This window comes from Nitrosomonas ureae, from assembly GCF_900206265.1.
In the GTDB taxonomy this organism is placed as follows: domain Bacteria; phylum Pseudomonadota; class Gammaproteobacteria; order Burkholderiales; family Nitrosomonadaceae; genus Nitrosomonas; species Nitrosomonas ureae_C.
Genome location: NZ_LT907782.1, coordinates 996,583 through 1,015,111, shown reverse-complemented (window position 1 = coordinate 1,015,111; position 18,529 = coordinate 996,583). Strand labels below are relative to the sequence as shown.

Genomic DNA, 18,529 nt, shown 5'->3' with positions numbered 1-18,529 from the left:
TTGGTTCAAGGCTAAGATGACGGTGAATGACCTCAGGATTGATGGATAAGCTGCAAATCTCTTCTTATTTGGAGACAAAAAATGGCAACGCAAAGTATTAATGTGGCAGACCTGGATGGAGAGAACGGTTTTCGTCTGGTTGGCGCGCAGGGGTCTGGTTTTTCAGGCACCTGGGTAAGCAATGTAGGAGACGTCAATGGCGATGGCCTGGATGATGTGATTGTTAGTGGCTTTAATTTGATTAGCTATGTGGTGTTTGGCAAGGCCGATGGATTTGATGCTACGTTGAATCTGTCCAATCTCGATGGCAGCAATGGTTTTCGTCTGGATAGCGGAGCAAGCTCGGTCAGCAGCGCGGGGGATATCAATGGCGATGGGTTGGATGATTTAATCGTTGGTAAACATTTTGGTAATACGCATTACTACTACGGTAATAGCTATGTGGTATTCGGCAAGTCATCGGGATTTGATGCGGAGGTAAATTTATCCGATCTTGATGGCAGCAATGGTTTTCGTCTGGATGGTGTGGCGGCGTATGATTATTCAGGTTTTTCAGTTAGTAATGCGGGTGATATCAATGGAGACGGTTTTGATGATGTGATCATTGGCGCTTACGGAGCTGATCCGAATGGTAATAGTTCCGGCTCCAGCTACGTAGTGTTTGGCAAGGCATCGGGATTCGATGCGACGATGAATCTGTCTGTTCTCGATGGCAGTAATGGTTTTCGTCTGGATGGAGGTAGCACGGTTAGCAATGCAGGAGACGTCAACGGAGACGGCTTTGATGATGTAATGATTGGGGGTACCAGGATCGATGAAAATGGTGACCGTTCCGGTACTAGTTATATTGTGTTTGGCAAGTCATCGGGATTCGATGCAACGATGAATCTGTCCGTTCTCGATGGCAACAATGGTTTTCGTCTGGATGGAGGAGCGGGTGCGATCAGCAATGCGGGGGATGTCAATGGCGATGGTTTTGCTGATTTGATTATTGGGGATTTTTCAGCTGACCTGAACGGACGCAATTCCGGCTCCAGTTACGTGGTGTTTGGCAAGTCATCGGGTTTTGATGCAGTGCTAAATCTGTCTGCTCTCGATGGCAGTAACGGTTTCCGGCTGGATGGAGCGACGATTAATGATCTCTCGGGCCGTTCTGTAAGCAGTGCGGGGGATGTCAATGGCGATGGTTTTGCTGATTTGATTATTGGTGCGCCTTTTGCTAATCCGCAAGGGGTATTGACCGGTTCCAGTTACGTGGTATTCGGTAAGGCTTCGGGATTTGACGCGGCAATGAATCTATCCGATTTGGACGGTGATAATAATGGTTTTCGTATTGATGGTCCGAAATTAACAGCGTTTGATGGATCGATATATGATCGTCCTTTTGGCGGTTCGGTTAGCGGTGCCGGGGACATGAATGGCGATGGATTTGATGATTTGATCGTGAATGCGCCCAATTCGAATTCAAACGGCGATGATTCCGGCCCCGGTTACGTCATATTCGGCCGTAGCGAATTCACCGATGGCGGCGTGGATTTCCCGCCTCTGCCGGAGGTGAGGGAGCCCATGATCAGTATCAATTTATCCAGTCTGGATGGCGGTAACGGTTTTCGTCTGAATGTGCTTGATAGTTATTATCTGGATGCCATATCGGTCAACAGCGTGGGTGACATGAACGGCGACGGTTTTGACGATATGGGAATCGGGCTTGTCTTTGAGAAGTACTATGGAGGAAGTTACGTCGTATTTGGTAAAGATTCAGGTTTTGATGCCACACTAGATTTGACTGGATTTGACGGTAAAAATGGTTTTGCGCTTGGCGGCACTAATCAAAGTTTTGTCGAAGGTGTCGGTGATATAAACGGCGATGGTTTTGATGACGTGGCTCTAATTACAGGTTCATATGGTTATTATAGTTTTTATAGCTCCGCATACATCATATTTGGCAAGTCGGGTGATATTAATCCCGGGAATTTAGCCGATCTGGATGGGAATACCGGTTTTCGCATCGATGGAGTGCCCGATGGTAATTTTACCGGTAGATCATTTAGTGGTGCGGGAGATATCAATGGTGATGGTTTTGATGACGTGATCATAGGCTCCGAATTCGCTCCCTATCAATACAACGATGAAGCCAGTTACGTGGTGTTTGGTAAATCATCCGGTTTTGATGCAGTGGTAGATGTTGCCGAACTTAATGGGAATAATGGTTTTCGCATCGATGGTTCGGTTGAATCGGTCAGCAATGCGGGAGACATCAACGGCGATGGGATTGATGACGTCATTGTTGACGGCAATATTGTATTCGGAAAATCTTCAGGTTTTGATGCCACGATGAACTTGTCCGATCTTGACGGCAGTAATGGTTTTCACATTGTTGGTACTTTCGGAGAAGTCAGCAGTGCGGGAGACATCAACGGCGATGGGATTGATGACGTCATTATTGGACGGGGTATTGTATTCGGTAGATCATCAGGATTTGAAGCCACGTTGAACTTATTCGATCTGGATGGAAATAATGGCTTTCTTTTGGATAGAATTGGAAGTGGTAGTGGATTTTTCGGCAATACAATCAGCGGAGCTGGAGACGTCAACGGCGATGGCTTTGACGATTTGATTTTTAGCAGTTCCGGCTTTAGTTACGTGATGTTCGGTAAGGCATTCGGGTTTGATGCCACGGTAAAAGTGTTCGAACTAGACCGCACTAATAGTGTTCGTTTCGATGGAGCGTCACGCTGGGTCAGCGGGGCAGGAGACGTCAACGGGGATGGATTTGATGATTTAATGGTCGCCGACCCGGGTGCTAATCCTGGTGATGACGCTGCTTATGTGATCTTTGGCAAAAGTCAGTTTACCGGTACCGTAACCTATGTGGGCATTCCTGAAAATAATGATGTTTTTACAGGCACCGAGGCGGCGGAGCGTTTTGATGCGAATGATGGTAATGACTTATTGATCGGCGGTGGCGGGGCGGATGTGATGTATGGAGGGCTCGACGATGACACTATCCGGGTGCCCGATCTGGATTTCCAGTTGGTTGACGGTGGCAAAGGGCACGATACGCTGGCTTTGGATGGAAGCGGAATACATCTGGATCTGGCTGATGTCCGGGGAAAAATCAATGGCATTGAAACGATAGATCTGAGCGGTAACGGAAATAATACGTTGAAATTAACCACAGCGGAATTGCTTGCTCTGCCTAGCGATACTTCAGGCACCTTGATCGTCAAGGGTGATATCGGCGATGAAATTACTGTACGCGGTAATCATTGGGTGGATGGAGGAATCCAAGGTGGTTTTCATACGTACAAGCAGAATGGAGCGGTATTGAAGGTGGATGAGGCAGTGCGGGTTGAATTCTCGGATATTGGTATCATCAATTTGTCCGGTCTCAATGGTAAAAATGGTTTTCGCCTGGATGGAGTGGACGCGCGTGACGATTTGGGTAGGCTGGTAAGTAGCGCTGGAGATGTCAATGGTGATGGTTTTGATGATTTGATGGTTGGCACGCCATATGCTGATCCGAACGGTTTATTTTCCGGCTCCACCTATGTAGTGTTTGGCAAGGCTTCTGAATTTGATGCCAAGATGGATTTATCCAGTCTTGACGGCAGTAATGGTTTTCGCCTGGATGGAGTAAAAAATAGTGATTGGTCAGGTGATTCCTTTAGCGATGCGGGAGACGTGAATGGTGATGGTTTTGAAGATTTGATTATAGGTGCCTACAGAGCTGGAAATTTCTCGGGTTACAGTTATGTTGTGTTTGGTAAATCGTCAGGTTTTTCTGCGGTGATGAATTTATCCGATCTTGATGGGAAGAATGGTTTTCGCATGGATGGTGAAGTAGGTGGTCGATCGGGTGCCTCTGTGAGCAGTGTGGGTGACGTTAACAGTGATGGTTTTGACGACGTGATTGTTACGGCCGGTACCACTGATTCCAGTTACGTGGTATTCGGCAAGGCTTCAGGATTCAGTGCCACGATGAAACTATCCGGATTGAATGGCAGTGACGGGTTTCGCCTGAATCAAGCGGCAAGCTCGGTCAGTAGAGCGGGAGATGTCAATGGCGATGGGTTCGGTGATGTGATTATTGGTGGTGTCTTTGGTGTCGCTTCGAATTATATTTCCTCTAATTATGTGGTGTTCGGTAAAGCTTCAGGTTTTGATGCGACGATGAATCTATCCGGCCTGGATGGTACCAACGGTTTCCGACTGGATGGTGAAGCAATCTTTGATTCTTCGGGCTCCTCTGTGGCCGGAGCGGGAGACGTTAATGGCGATGGCTTTGATGATGTGATTATTGGTGCTTTTCGTGCTGATCCGAATGGCAATGAATCCGGCTCCAGTTATGTGATATTTGGCAAGGCATCCGGATTTGATGCGACGATGAATCTATCTGGCCTGGATGGTATCAACGGTTTCCGCCTGGATGGTGAAGCAGTGTTTGATCATTCAGGTATTTCTGTGGACGGAGCGGGGGACGTAAATGGTGATGGCTTTGACGATTTAATTATTAGTGCAGCCAACGCCAGCCCGAATGGTGCTCTCGGTTCAGGTTCCAGCTATGTAGTATTTGGCAAAGTATCCGGATTTGATTCCACGATGGATTTATCCAGTATTGATGGCAACAATGGTTTTCGCCTGGATGGCGAAGCAGAAGGTGATCGATCGGGTTTGTCAGTCAGCAGCGCGGGTGATGTGAATGGTGATGGTTTTGATGATTTGATTGTCGGTGCGCCTGATGCTGCTGCGAATGGTGACGAATCTGGCTCTAGCTATATCATATTTGGCCGCAGCAGCTTTAGTGATGAGGTGGATTTCCCCGGTACGCCCGGAGACGACATTTTCACCGGCACCAAAGCGGCGGAGAGCTTTGAGAGTGGTGATGGCAACGACCGCATGATCGGCCACGGCGGCGCAGATTCATTCGATGGCGGTGCCGGAAATGATTATATTCGCATACTAGACGATGACTTTCTGTTTGTCGATGGTGGTTCGGGCACCGATACCCTGGGATTGGCCGGGAGTGAGTTCAATCTCGATCTGTCTAGTGTGATCGATAAGATTCACGGTATCGAGACTATCGCTTTATACGGTGTCGGGGATAATTCGTTGACGTTGACCGCGCAGGATGTCATCGATCTATCGGGTGAGACGAATACGCTGAAGATCAAAGGCAACGCCGGCGATAGCGTGGTTGGATTGAGCAGCGGCTGGGTTGATGGCGGTATTCGGGGTAACTTTCATGAGTACATACAGGGCGATGCGGTGGTGCTGATCGGGGTGAATGTGATCACGGATTTCCCGGTAGGTTAACGAGCCTTTCAGAATTACTCGATTGTTAGAAACAGATCGAAAAGAGCGCATCTTCCGGTTTGTTTTTTTACCCAGCTTGCGCTTTAGGGTGTTTTCCTGATGTTATTTCAGGCAATAAAAAAGCCACTTGATATCAAGTGGCTTTTTTATAACGAGGAGATTTTATTAATTAACTTGGGTATTGCTGCTGCCGCTTACAAATTGCGGTGTTTGACTTTCACCAGCTAATTTGTAATGTATCGCTGCCTGAGCTTTATTCTCAGCTACTAATTTCTCATATTCACGAATGTTAGCTTTCTCATGAGATTGAAAATCCAGACCTTTGCGGCCATAGTAAAAAGATCTTGATTCATAATCTTCCAAAGCAGCTTGGTGTTCTGCAAGCTTAACTTCTGCTTCTTTTAATAACACTTCATGTTGCTTTGCCAATTGCAGATGTTCTTGAGCGGTTAAAATTTCTTCAGCGCTTGCGGAACTGAAGGGCAGACCAACAAAAAATAAAGCAGCGATTAATGATATTGCTGTAATAGTTTTTTGGGTTTTCATGATCTTTGCCTCCGAAATAAGTTTTAACGATTGAGTGCATATTAATGACTCCGGCATCCAAAATAAATCGGGAAACCCTTGATTCTTATACTGGGGAAACCCTTGCTGACCCCTAAGGGAAACCATTAGAATTTATGGAAATAAACTTTGTATCAAGGTGTTAGCAAAAGCATTAAAGTCAGGTCAGCAACCCATGCACCAAAATTTGTTCAATTGCTTTGCTTTCAGTCTTTACAAATACTAGGTTGCAATATCTGATGTCCTGGTACGACAACTTCTGCAGAGAATGCGTTTTTCAGCCAAACTTTCCGCTGTTTTCCAAGCATTCCTCAAGCTTCTTTAAAACCTACATATACAGTCAGAATTATCTGAATTGTCATTAAAGTATTTTTGTGCCACAGTGCCTGATCTCGTCAACATATTCTTATAAAAATAATTTAAATTAACGGTTTGCGGTATGCGATGGAATATTCCGCTGGCGAAGCTACATAATCATCAGATCACTCAGTTTATGATCAAGATGATGGTGAATACCCTAGCAATTAATGGATTGCTTGCAAATCCCTTCTTATTTTGGAGGCAAAATAATGGCAACGACAAGTATTAATTTATCAAGCCTTGATGGCAGCAATGGATTTCGTTTGAATGGGGGTACAAATGGTGCTGTCAGCTCTCATTATCTTGATGGTCTCTCTGTTAGCAGTGCAGGTGATATTAACGGGGATGGTTTTGACGATATGGGAATTGGGCATATTTTTGAGAAAAACTATCATGGAAGCTTCGTTGTGTTTGGCAAGGAATCGGGTTTCAGTGCCACAATGGACTTGGATACCCTGAACGGTGAAAATGGTTTTGAGATTTACGGAGGTAAGAGTCAAAGTTTTGTCGAAGGAGTCGGTGATATTAATGGAGATGGTTTTGAGGACGTAGCGCTTATTACGGGATTTGTGAGTTCATATTCCTTAAATAGCTCAGCCTATGTGATATTTGGAAAACCTGAAGATTTCAACCCCAAATTGAAATTATCTGACCTTGATGAGGATACGGGTTTCCGCATAGATGGGGTAAAAGGCTATGATTTCTCAGCTAAATCATTCAGCGGTATAGGAGATATCAATGGCGATGGCTTTGATGATTTGATTATAACCTCTCTGGGTGATGATCCCTACGATGGATATTCGGGGGCTAGTTACGTGGTGTTTGGTAAATCATCAGGTTTTGATGCGCTTACGAATGTGTCCGATCTGGATGGCAGTAACGGTTTTCGTATAAATGAAGTTCCAGGGAGTTTTGCATCTGGAGGATCGGCCAGCGATGCAGGGGATATCAATGGCGATGGTTTTAATGATTTCATTATTGGTATGCCTAGCGACGATCTAAACGGGCGTAACTCCGGTTCCAGTTACGTGGTGTTTGGCAAAGCTTCGGGATTTCAAGCCGCAATGAATCTGTCTGATTTGGACGGCAGCAATGGTTTTCGTTTTGAAGACATAGCGCTAGGTGATCGGTTGGGTAGCAGTGTTAGCACTGCGGGAGATGTCAATGGCGATGGTTTTGATGACGTGATTGTCAGCGATAGTTCATTCAGCGGCAATCCAAATAATTATGTGGTTTTTGGTAAAGCCTCCGGTTTTGAAGCCACGATGAACCTATCCGAGATTGACGGTAGTAATGGTTTTCGTCTGAAGGGGATAGATAATGGATTTGTTTTTATCAATGTAATCAGTGGTGCAGGGGATGTCAATGGCGATGGCTTTGATGATTTGATTATTGGTGTTCCTAGTGCTGATCCAAACGGCAGTGACTCTGGTTCTAGTTATGTGTTATTTGGCAAAGCTTCGGGATTTGACGCTGAGATAACGTTGTCCGATCTTGACAATAGTAACAGTATTCGTCTGGACGGAGCGGAAGAAGATGATGAATCTGGTATGTGGGTTAGTGGTGCGGGGGACGTCAATGGCGATGGCTTTGATGATTTAATGATCGGTGCTCCAGGTGCTGATTCATATGGTTCCAGTTACGTGATCTTCGGTCGCAGCGATTTTACCGGTAATGACGTGGATTTTCCCGGTACACCAGGAGACGATAATTTTACTGGCACTTCAGTTGCGGAGAGTTTTGAGGGAGGGGGTGGCAACGACCGCATGATCGGCCGGGGTGGTGCGGATTCGTTCGATGGCGGTGCAGGTAACGATTACATCCGCATACTGGGGGATGATTTCGAGCTTGTCGATGGTGGCTCGGGTACCGATACTTTAGGACTGGCCGGTAGCGGATTCAATCTCGATCTGTCCAGCGTGATCGATAACATTCACGGCATTGAAACCATCAGTTTGTATGGAGTCGGAGATAACACGCTGACCTTGACGGCGCAGAATGTCATCGATCTGTCGGATACAACAAATACCTTGAAGATCAAAGGTAACGCGGGAGATAGCGTGGTTGGGTTGAGCAGCGGTTGGACGGATGGCGGCGTTCACGGAAATTTCCACACGTATACGCAAGGTGAGGCGGTGCTGTTGGTCGGGGTAAATGTGACGACGGATTTCCCGGTAGCCTGACAAATCGCTCAAAAAACTATCGCATTGGTATGTGGTGCTGATCTGTGGTGATCGATAAAAGGTCGCTTGAATCGTGAAGCGACCTTTATTATTTTGGCTTCACGTTAGAGTTGATTTGTGATGGTCCTTGATCGCCTGAGTGCGTATTACCACCCCGTTTATTAATGGTAGAAAATAATAAGATTTTAATTAGCTGTTTAGCGCCAACTTCATGTAGAGTGTCGCCGGATCATAATTTCTTTCACTTGACTGGGTTGCTGATGCTTCAGATGAATCAATTATCTCTTTTGCGAATGTTTATTGATTGGCTTGCGAACCCTGCGCTACAGCCACTATGAACGGTATCCGGTAAGCATGTTGCAAAAACTAACGCTGTTATTTCCGCTATGGATGATTGTGCTGTGCGCGGCCGCATTAATTTGGCCGGAGTGGTTGATCTTCCTGAATCAAGGCTCCGTCGTAGTGTTAATTCTGGCGTTTGTCATGCTGTGTATGGGGCTGACGCTCACGTTCGATGATTTCCGCCGCATTGTTCGCATGCCCAAAACAGTAGCCATTGGTTTTGCGGCGCAATATTCCATCATGCCCCCGTTAGCTTACGGTATAGCGTATACGCTTAGCTTACCCGATTATTTTGCGGTCGGTCTGATTCTGGTGGGCTGTTGCCCTGGTGGTACGGCTTCAAATCTGGTGACTTATATTGCCAAGGCGGATGTTGCGCTTTCCGTTGTCATGACGGTTTGTTCCACCCTGGCTGCAGTCGTGCTGACGCCGTTACTCACGCAATTGTTTGCCGGTGCGCTTGTTCCGGTGGATAGTTGGTTATTGTTCAAACAAACATTGCAAGTCGTAATACTGCCCGTTGCGCTGGGCGTTCTGCTCAATCGCTGGGTGCCGCGATTGGTGCAAAGCGTAATGCCAGCTGCACCTTTGCTGTCCGTGTTGGGGGTATGCGTAATCTGTGCCATTGTGTTTGCAGCTCATGCGGAGTCCATTCTCAATCATGGCGCTGAATTGCTGCTTGCAACAGCTTTGCTGCATGGGGGTGGCTTTTTCATTGGCTATCACTTGGCAAAACTACTCGGTTGCCAGTTGCAAACTGCGCGCACGATTGCGGTGGAAGTTGGCATGCAGAACTCCGGTTTGGCCATTGTGCTGGCTAAACAGGCATTTCCAATGCTGCTGTTGACGCCCGTTGCAGGAGCGGTTTCAGCACTCATGCATTCGTTGATTGGCAGCTTGCTAGCTGTCTTATGGCGTATCCGAATCCCATCTTAGTTGCACATGTCCAATCGGGACGGCTTACAATTACAGACAATAAATTCGGTCGTCAACTCTTTCATTTTTTGGTTAACCGAATTTTTAATTTACATGGGAATGTAATATCCCTGTCATGTTGGTTTGTTAGATTTGCGTACCTATTTAAAACTTGGAGGTGGGTAAATCATGTTCAAATTAAAACATATAAAAGAAAAATTAATGACTGCGTCAGCAGTGCTGTTGAGTGCTGCTGCGCTCAATGTACAGGCAACGGCCACATACGATCCGGCATCGGGCATTGTTGACCTTCCCGTGGTTGAAGTTTTGAGTGGCGGGTCGTCGGCATTCTACAGTGCTCAATTACAACTTGCGGGGGACGGATTGCAGTTGATTGCGGCCAATCCTATTGCAGCTACAACAGGACAACGTAACGTGTTTGACTCCGATACGAGCTCAGTGCATGTTGCTTCGGTGACGGTTGGAGCCGACAGTTTTTATGCCAAGTTGAAATTGGTGCCTGGGTCGAATCCGATGAGCTTCACGATCGATCAACTGGTTAATAATGCATTTACGGGTTGTCCTGGCTTTGCGCAACCCGGTCCAACCGCGAATTCCTGTATCTTGAGTGGCACGATTACAACCAATGTTACTTTGACAAAAAACATTGTGTGGGTGCTCGAGGGACCGGTCTATGTGGGCGGTGATAACACCCAAAGTGCTACCTTAACAATTAATCCAGGCACTAATATTATCGGTCTGGATAAGGCTTATTTGTGGATCAGACGGGGTTCAAGAATTCTGGCTGAGGGCACACCGGACAATCCCATTGTCATGACGGGTGCAGTGGGTCAGGATGCAGGCGAGTGGGCCGGTCTGGTTCTGGCAGGTAACGCACCGGTTAACGGATGTAATGTAGGTGTACCTGTGTGCGAAGTTCCTTTCGAGGCGGTTACCACCGAGATTTATGGCGGTAATAATCCTGCGGATAATAGCGGCGTGCTTAAATATGTACAAATTCTTTTTGCCGGTGATGCGGTTCGTCAGGATGAGGAACTTAACGGTTTGACGTTTAATGGTGTGGGTTCAGGAACGATTGTTGATTACGTGCAGGTGCACGCAGGTTTGGATGATGGTATCGAAGTTTTCGGTGGCACCGTGCAAATGAAGCATCTGGTGTTGACGAACATTCGTGACGATTCTCTCGATTGGACCAATGGCTGGCAAGGCCGTGCGCAATTTATTTTAATCAAGCAGGCGGCTGATTCGGGTGATCGCGGGATTGAAGCCGACAACAATGAAGTCGACAATGGCAGTACTCCCCGCGCTCAGCCAATTTTGTCCAACATGACTATTCTCGGTCGAACAGGTAGTGCCGTGGAAGGTGTGTTGTTACGTCGTGGAACCGGTGTCAACATCTGGAATTCTGTGATTGTGGGTGGATTCTCGTCATGTTTAACGATTGATGGTCCGGCAACTTTTGCTCATGCGGGCACTCCTGGCAGCTTAAGCGGCACTTTGACCATACAAAATTCATTTGTTAATTGCACCGGCAACTTTGCGGATGGCGAAGGTGCTACGTTTGCAACAGCGGATTGGTTCTTGTCGCAATCTGAGAATCAAGAGGGCGATCCTTTACTGAGCGGTTATTTGCCAGCCTCCGGTTCACCGCTAACCTTGGGTGGAGTCTCGGTGAGCGATCCTTTCTTCACCGCAGTCGATTATATAGGTGCATTCAAGGATGAGAACGACGATTGGACCAGAGAATGGACATTTAATTTTAATTAATAGGTGTCTGTCTTGAATGCTTTGTTGTTGTTACGCATGCATTGAAGTTTTCGCAGTAGCACCAACGTATTCATTGAGAAGAAATCGCTGGATTTACCTTCCGGGGTACCAGCGATTTTTTTATTTAAGGGCATCTCTAGAAATCGCAAATTTGCGAGCATTCGTTCTGCGGGTTGCCTGCTTACCTCGTCTCATCTTATTTAAAACTCTGAATGATTAGAGGCGACCTCAAGAATAATTCGGAATGGTTGAACCGGTCAGTGTCGGCAGGTTTCTACGACATCAAGCATTCATGAAAAATTCATTCAGTTGACATCAGTATTTCATATTAGGCCGATATAGTTGCGGCAGTGACGACAGTAAGTCGATTGTCCGGCGGTAAACCGAATCTAATTAAATTTTCAGGAGAAATTCATGAATAAATCAACTTGGGCGCTACCGGTTTGTGCCGTGTTGACTACATGGGTTTATGCTGAAGCGGTGCTGGTAGATGGTCCCATGAGTTTCAAACCAATCGCAGCTTCTGCTTATGAGCAAACGACAACCGATCCACGTATTCTCGATAGCGAGCCGTGGGTCATTCCCAAAGGTTTTACGCAACATATTATTGCAGACGAGCGTCATCTGGATATTTATCCTGGATCGAATGATTTACCCGACATGAATACCGTTAATGAAACCGGAAAATATGCAGGCCGCTATTTATATCGTACCCATGAAGTGCGACCCGGTCTTGCGCCTTACGCCGGGGGCGCCGTTTCGATTGTGGATTTGCAAACCGGCAAAGCTGATATTCTGGCGCAACGTCATGATTGGGAAGGTTTGGATGGTTTGGTGTGGACGCCCTGGCAGACACTTCTTTTCGCGGAGGAAACCATATCGGCGGCACTGCCTGATCCTGACGCGCCTGACGCAGAAAGCGGCATGTTATACGAAATAATTTTCGCCAAGAACGATCCGACCATCGCAGCAGAAATCAAAGTCCGGCCCTTGTTGGGGTCACTTTCTCACGAAGGTATTGAAATCGACGATGAAGGAAACGTCTACGTTATCGATGAAACTAATACGGGCTCGATTTACAAATTCGTACCGCATACCTATGGTGACTTGAGCAGGGGTCAGCTATATGTTTTACGCGTGAAAAATAGTATCAAAACCGGCGAGGCCGAATGGGTTGCGCTGGATATGGATCAAGTGCAGGTTAATGCCAGGGTCGCCGCCCAAGCTGTAGGCGCTACACCTTTTTGCCGCCCGGAGGATTTGGAGCGTATCGAACATACTTTGTTTGCAGCATTGACCTGTGAGGATGCTAACGATCCGATCAACACTAACGGCCCTGGTGCAATATTGGCTATTAAACTGGCATCCGTTCCGATAGTGAGCTACTTCGTTCAGCCTGGAGTGAATGTGCCTCATGAAGTTCGACCCACAAGTACGGCCATGGGTGTAACCGGGTTCAAGCGACCCGACAATCTGGCGCGCAGCCCGGACGGTAAATTGTGGATTGTTGAGGATAACTCCAATAGCGATATCTGGGTTGCTCTGCCGGATGAAGATGGCGATGGTTTTAGTGACGGCGTGTATTTGTTTGCTTCATTGAAAGATGCTGCTGCGGAAGGTACCGGTATCTATTTTGGTAAGGATCCGCATACGTTGTTTGTAAACATCCAGCATTCCGGTACCGGAAATGACAAGACCATGATCATTACCAACAAGCGGTTGGATCGGGTCGGGGAATAATCTCTAAACACGCTTACATAAGGAGTCGTGCATGAAAATTGATAATTTACTGGTGCGGGTAGCTGCATCCATGGGTTTTGTATTGCTGAGTATCATCACCGGCATTGCAGTTTATGAGCTGACCGTGGATTGGGGAAGTATTTCAGGCTTGTTTATGGGGCTTTATCTTTATTCGGCCTATTTATTGTTTGCCATTATGTGCAATAAGCCTGGAAATAAAATACATCGCTTTAATATAAAATCTTCGCCGAAAAATAAACCCTCGGTATCGCGTAATAAAATTTATGAATATTAAAATTGTGTGCGCATAGTACAGTACTGCTTAACTTCTTCTCAAAAGATTTTCTATGCTTTCCTCTCGATGCATTGGAAAATAACCGCTTAACCCAAGCACTTGAATGGTTTAAAGTGTCACAACAATCCTGGAGATCGTGGGCGTGTTGAATTGGGTTCTATGTTTTACCTTCTAACTATCTTTCCTCTCAGCCTGCTGATTGCCTGCAGTTACTGAGGGGATTCTCAAAAGCAATCTATTTGTCATCACTCTGTCACATTCAGTGATTAAAATTTCATCTTATATTGGATCTATGTCGCGACAGGAGCATTCGAATGAGAGGGCACTTTTTTCATGTATTGGCAGCTACCGCAGCGCTATTGTGCACAACACTAGCTGCTGGCGCTGATATTACCGGTGCGGGCGCTACTTTCCCTTATCCGATTTACGCCAAGTGGGCGGACAGGTATCACAAAGAAACAGGCATACGGTTGAATTATCAATCCATTGGTTCCGGTGGCGGTATCAAACAAATCAAGGCCGGGACTGTAGATTTCGGGGCATCTGACAAGCCTCTGACACGAGAAGAGTTGGAGAAGGATGGCTTGACGCAATTTCCGACGGTGCTGGGCGGTGTCGTGCCTATTATTAATCTTGAAGGAATCGAGGAAGGCCAGGTTAAATTAACCGGAAAAGTTTTGGCCGATATTTTTCTGGGAAAAATCAAGCGCTGGAATGATGCATCCATTGCGGAACTGAATGAGGGCATTGTTTTGCCAGCCAGCAATATTGCGATCGTCCATCGTGCGGATGGCTCCGGTACTACTTTCCTGTTTACGGATTATTTAAGTAAAGTGAGTCCGGAATGGAAAGCTAAAGTAGGTGCGGCTACTTCAGTGGCCTGGCCGATAGGTACGGGTGGAAAAGGCAATGAAGGCGTAGCCAATTTCGTGAAGCAGATCAAGAATTCGATTGGTTACATCGAAGCGGCCTATGTAAAACAAAACAAATTGCACTACGTGCAACTGCAAAATTTGGCAGGTCAGTATGTGTTGCCTACCGAAGAAAGCTTCAGGGCTTCCGCTGCCAATGCGGATTGGGATAAAGATTCCGGTTTTTACGAAATTCTTACGAACAAACCCGGTTCGGGTAGCTGGCCGATTACAGGCGCTACTTTTGTTCTAATGCACAAATCCCAGAGTAAGCCGGCGCAAGCGATGCAAGTATTAAAGTTTTTTGAGTGGGCCTATGCGCATGGGAGGGATATGGCGCTGGAATTGGATTATATTCCGCTGCCCGACAATCTGGTTGCTTTGATTAAGACCTCCTGGGAAGCCAATGTCAAAGGTAAGGATGGCCGCGCGATATACACGGTTAGCGAGTAGCCGATGAAAATGACATGCGTCTGGTCATTACAGCTATAACAACGATCCATGCCAAAAATTATTTCCACAGCAAAGCTGAAAAGGCAGCAGTTACTGGACCAGTTATTTCAAAAAACAACGTGGTTTTTTACCGTGATTGTTTTAATTCTGCTGGTTGCGCTGATAGGTTCGCTTGTCGTGGGCAGCCTGCCTACCATTAAGACTTTTGGTTTTAACTTCCTTATTAGTTCGGAGTGGAATCCGGTTACAGAGCAATTCGGCGCGTTGGTGCCGATTGTGGGTACTTTGGTTACCGCGATCATTGCACTGTCGATCGGTATTCCCGTGAGCTTCGGTATCGCACTGTTCCTGACGGAACTGTCTCCCCCGTGGTTGCGCCGCCCGCTTGGAACGGCGATAGAACTCCTGGCCGGAATTCCCAGCATTATTTATGGTATGTGGGGTTTGTTTGTATTTGCCCCGTTTTTTGCCGGTACTGTGCAGCCCTGGTTGCAGAATACTTTAGGAGATTTACCGGGCATTGGGTTTTTGTTTGAAGGTGCTTTTATGGGAATAGGCATGTTAGCCGCCGGCATTATACTGGCAATCATGGTCATTCCTTTTATCGCTGCCGTCATGCGTGATGTGTTCGAGATAGTGCCTTCCATGCTAAAGGAATCCGCCTATGCTTTTGGTGCTACGACTTGGGAAGTGATTTGGAACGTGGTTTTGCCCTACACCAAAAGCGGGGTTATCGGCGGGATTATGCTCGGGCTTGGGCGCGCATTAGGTGAAACCATGGCGGTTACGTTTGTGATTGGTAACGCGCATCAGTTGCATGCTTCCCTTTTTATGCCCGGAAACAGCATTGCTTCGGCGTTAGCCAATGAATTCACCGAGGCTGACGGGGAATTGTATACCTCGGCTTTGATTGAGCTGGGTTTGATTTTGTTCTTTATCACCTTTGTGGTATTGGCTTGTTCCAAGCTCTTGTTAACACAACTGAAAAAACGCGAAGGTGTTGCTACGTAAAGGTTTGTATGATTCCGATCTATACCCGAAGACGCATGATCAATATTCTTCATCTGACTTTCTCTGTCTTGGCTATGATCTTTGGTCTGTTCTGGTTGTTCTGGATATTGTTTGTCCTGATCGGTAAGGGATTGGATGGCATCAGTGTCGCGCTTTTTACCGAAATGACACCAGCACCGGGTAGTGCGGGCGGATTGCTCAATGCGATTATCGGTAGCCTGATGATGGTAACACTGGCCACTCTGATCGGTACACCCGTGGGTATCCTGGCGGGCACCTATTTGGCTGAGTTTGGTCAGCACGGCTGGTTAGCCTCAGTGACCCGTTTTATTAACGATATTCTGCTGTCTGCCCCGTCTATCGTTATCGGACTGTTTGTTTATACCGTCTATGTGGCCAGGGTTGGCCATTTTTCCGGTTGGGCGGGTGCTCTGGCGCTGTCAATCATCGTCATTCCGGTTGTCGTGCGCACCACGGAGGATATGTTGCGCCTTGTTCCGGATAGCTTGCGTGAAGCAGCCGCAGCTTTAGGCGCTCCCCCATGGAAAGTGGTTACACTGGTGACCTGGCGCGCTTCCGAGGTAGGTATTTTGACCGGCGTGCTGCTGGCAATTGCGCGCATCAGTGGAGAAACTGCGCCGTTGCTTTTCACAGCGCTGAATAATCAGTTCTGGACTGTGGATATGAATCAGCCGATGGCGAATCTGCCGGTAGTGATATTCCAGTTTGCCATGAGTCCATATGAATCATGGCAGGAACTGGCATGGGCGGGTGCATTGCTAATTACATTGAGTGTTTTGGGGCTCAATATCATTGCGCGCTTTTTCTTGCGTAAGAAAACATTGTCAACTTAAAGCATTTTTACCGCCCATTACCGGATTACTGATGAAAAGACAGAGGCATAAAACAACAGGTAATGAATATGAGAAACCAGCAGATATTGTTCTACAGTAAATTATTGGGATCGCACGAACATCCGAAAATTGCGGAAGAAGTGTCTGAATTTAAGGCTACGATGAATACCAATCAAGCAAAACAAGCTGATGCCAAAGTGACCATCAACGATTTAAACTTTTACTATGGCAGGCATCATGCACTCAAGTCAGTCAGCATGAATATTCTGGAGAAAAAGATTACCGCGTTTATTGGTCCCTCCGGTTGCGGAAAATCGACATTATTGCGTACGCTCAACCGCATGTATCAACTTTACCCCAGCCAGGTGGCTCGAGGCGAGATTAGGGTGGATGGCGTCAATATTCTGGATAAGAAACATGATATCAATATCCTGCGCGCTAAAATGGGTATGGTATTTCAGAAACCGACACCTTTTCCTATGTCCATTTTTGATAATGTGATATTTGGCGTGAAGTTGTATGAAAGCTTAAATCGTAGCGAATTAATGGAGCGGGTCGAATGGGCATTACGCAAAGCCGCGCTATGGGAAGAGGTTAAGGATAAGCTGAATCAAAGCGGCATGAGTCTCTCCGGCGGGCAGCAACAACGCTTGTGTATAGCCCGCACCATTGCCGTGAAACCTGAAGTAGTGCTGCTCGACGAACCAACTTCAGCGCTGGATCCGATTTCCACCGCACATATTGAAGAGCTTATTTTTCAACTTAAGCAAGATTACACCATTGTTATTGTCACACATAATATGCAGCAGGCAGCACGTGTTTCCGATTTTACCGCCTACATGTATTTAGGGAAATTAGTTGAATTCGGTGAAACAGATACGATTTTTACCACGCCCAAAGAAAAAGCCACCGAGGATTACATTACGGGTAAGTTTGGTTGATTTGCTGTGCTGAGACTGAATAGAATATATAGCCAAAATGGACTTGGCTTACCCTTGTTAACTCGATGTGTCTTGGTTTCTATATCCGGATGAGCACTCTCGATAGTAGTAACTGTAACACGTATGGTTTTTATGCTTACTGCTTGCGGTCAATTCTTTCAATATGTACCATTTATAACCGGGTGCATTCATATCTCATAACGCTTTATAATGAACCTCAATCACTTCCAGTTCTTCCACTCCACCTGGAGTATGCAACGTTACCACATCACCTTCATGCGTCTTGAGCAACGCCTTGGCCAGAGGTGAAATCCAACTGATGCGGCCACACCCGGGTTCTGCTTCGTCCATGCCAACGATACTGTAAGTTTGTTTCTCGTTTTGGGCATTACAGACTGTTACAGTAGCGCCAAAAAAAACCTGATCGCATTCGCCACGCTGCGAGGGATCAACTATCTCCGCGCTATCCAGGCGCCTGGATAAGAAACGCAAGCGGCGATCGATTTCACGCAAGCGCTTTTTACCATAAATGTAATCACCATTCTCTGAACGATCCCCATTGGAAGCTGCCCAGGTAATAGTTTTTACCAATTCGGGGCGATCCACTTTCCACAATTGATCGAACTCATCCCTCAATCGTTGATACCCGCCTGGCGTAATGTAATTCTTTAAACTCTGCGGTAATTTCGGTGTGTCGTCCAGGTCATCGTCGCCTTCATTTTCCTTGGTAAATGCCTTGCTCATACTTAAAAATTTTCACGATAAATTTTGAGTGGAACTTATTCTGCAATAGAATCAATTCAGCAACTGAATGATTTGAATGCCATTTCGTCAACGGTGCGTATTTTTGCAAACA

General features: G+C 46.6%; 12 protein-coding genes. 10 read left to right on the top strand and 2 right to left on the bottom strand.

Features of this window, described 5'->3' with window-relative positions:
• Positions 1 to 81 precede the first annotated feature (81 nt).
• Positions 82 to 5,316 carry an FG-GAP repeat protein gene (locus CPG39_RS04615; RefSeq protein WP_096292265.1) on the top strand — a complete coding sequence of 1,745 codons (5,235 nt, stop codon included), beginning with the start codon at positions 82 to 84 and terminating at the stop codon, positions 5,314 to 5,316.
• A 165-nt stretch (positions 5,317 to 5,481) separates the two neighbouring features.
• Here CPG39_RS04615 and CPG39_RS04610 read toward each other — a convergent pair whose 3' ends face one another.
• Positions 5,482 to 5,862, bottom strand: a complete 381-nt coding sequence (locus CPG39_RS04610; RefSeq protein ID WP_096292264.1) for a hypothetical protein — start codon at positions 5,860 to 5,862, stop codon at positions 5,482 to 5,484.
• A gap of 587 nt (positions 5,863 to 6,449) precedes the next feature.
• On the opposite strand from CPG39_RS04610, the gene CPG39_RS04605 reads away from it, so the two are divergent.
• The 9 genes from CPG39_RS04605 to pstB all read left to right on the top strand — a co-directional run bounded on the left by CPG39_RS04605 (position 6,450) and on the right by pstB (position 17,673).
• Complete coding sequence (locus CPG39_RS04605) at positions 6,450 to 8,423, top strand: integrin alpha (RefSeq protein WP_096292263.1); 1,974 nt, start codon at positions 6,450 to 6,452, stop codon at positions 8,421 to 8,423.
• Positions 8,424 to 8,723: 300 nt separating this feature from the next.
• Positions 8,724 to 9,701: a bile acid:sodium symporter family protein gene (locus tag CPG39_RS04600; protein ID WP_231990391.1), complete on the top strand. Its 978-nt coding sequence runs from the start codon at positions 8,724 to 8,726 to the stop codon at positions 9,699 to 9,701.
• Positions 9,702 to 9,869: 168 nt separating this feature from the next.
• Positions 9,870 to 11,468 (top strand): hypothetical protein, encoded by a 1,599-nt coding sequence (locus CPG39_RS04595; protein ID WP_096292262.1) that lies wholly within the window; start codon positions 9,870 to 9,872, stop codon positions 11,466 to 11,468.
• A 414-nt stretch (positions 11,469 to 11,882) separates the two neighbouring features.
• Positions 11,883 to 13,208, top strand: coding sequence for an alkaline phosphatase PhoX (locus tag CPG39_RS04590; RefSeq protein WP_096292261.1), 1,326 nt, complete (start codon positions 11,883 to 11,885; stop codon positions 13,206 to 13,208).
• Between the two features lie 31 nt (positions 13,209 to 13,239).
• A complete protein-coding gene (locus CPG39_RS04585) occupies positions 13,240 to 13,503 on the top strand; it encodes a hypothetical protein (protein WP_096292260.1) in 264 nt (87 codons plus the stop codon).
• Positions 13,504 to 13,817: 314 nt separating this feature from the next.
• The gene (pstS, locus tag CPG39_RS04580) at positions 13,818 to 14,867 is read left to right on the top strand and encodes a phosphate ABC transporter substrate-binding protein PstS (RefSeq protein WP_096292259.1); all 1,050 of its coding nucleotides are present in this window, start codon (positions 13,818 to 13,820) and stop codon (positions 14,865 to 14,867) included.
• A gap of 48 nt (positions 14,868 to 14,915) precedes the next feature.
• Positions 14,916 to 15,878: a phosphate ABC transporter permease subunit PstC gene (gene pstC, locus CPG39_RS04575; RefSeq protein WP_096292258.1), complete on the top strand. Its 963-nt coding sequence runs from the start codon at positions 14,916 to 14,918 to the stop codon at positions 15,876 to 15,878.
• Positions 15,879 to 15,886: 8 nt separating this feature from the next.
• Complete coding sequence (gene pstA, locus CPG39_RS04570; protein ID WP_096292257.1) at positions 15,887 to 16,732, top strand: phosphate ABC transporter permease PstA; 846 nt, start codon at positions 15,887 to 15,889, stop codon at positions 16,730 to 16,732.
• Between the two features lie 161 nt (positions 16,733 to 16,893).
• Entirely contained in the window at positions 16,894 to 17,673 is a 780-nt protein-coding gene (gene pstB / locus CPG39_RS04565) for a phosphate ABC transporter ATP-binding protein PstB (protein WP_041363067.1), read from the top strand.
• A gap of 195 nt (positions 17,674 to 17,868) precedes the next feature.
• Here the strand turns inward: pstB and greB are convergent, their stop codons facing one another.
• Positions 17,869 to 18,417, bottom strand: coding sequence for a transcription elongation factor GreB (gene greB, locus CPG39_RS04560; protein WP_096292256.1), 549 nt, complete (start codon positions 18,415 to 18,417; stop codon positions 17,869 to 17,871).
• Between the last annotated feature and the right edge of the window lie 112 nt (positions 18,418 to 18,529).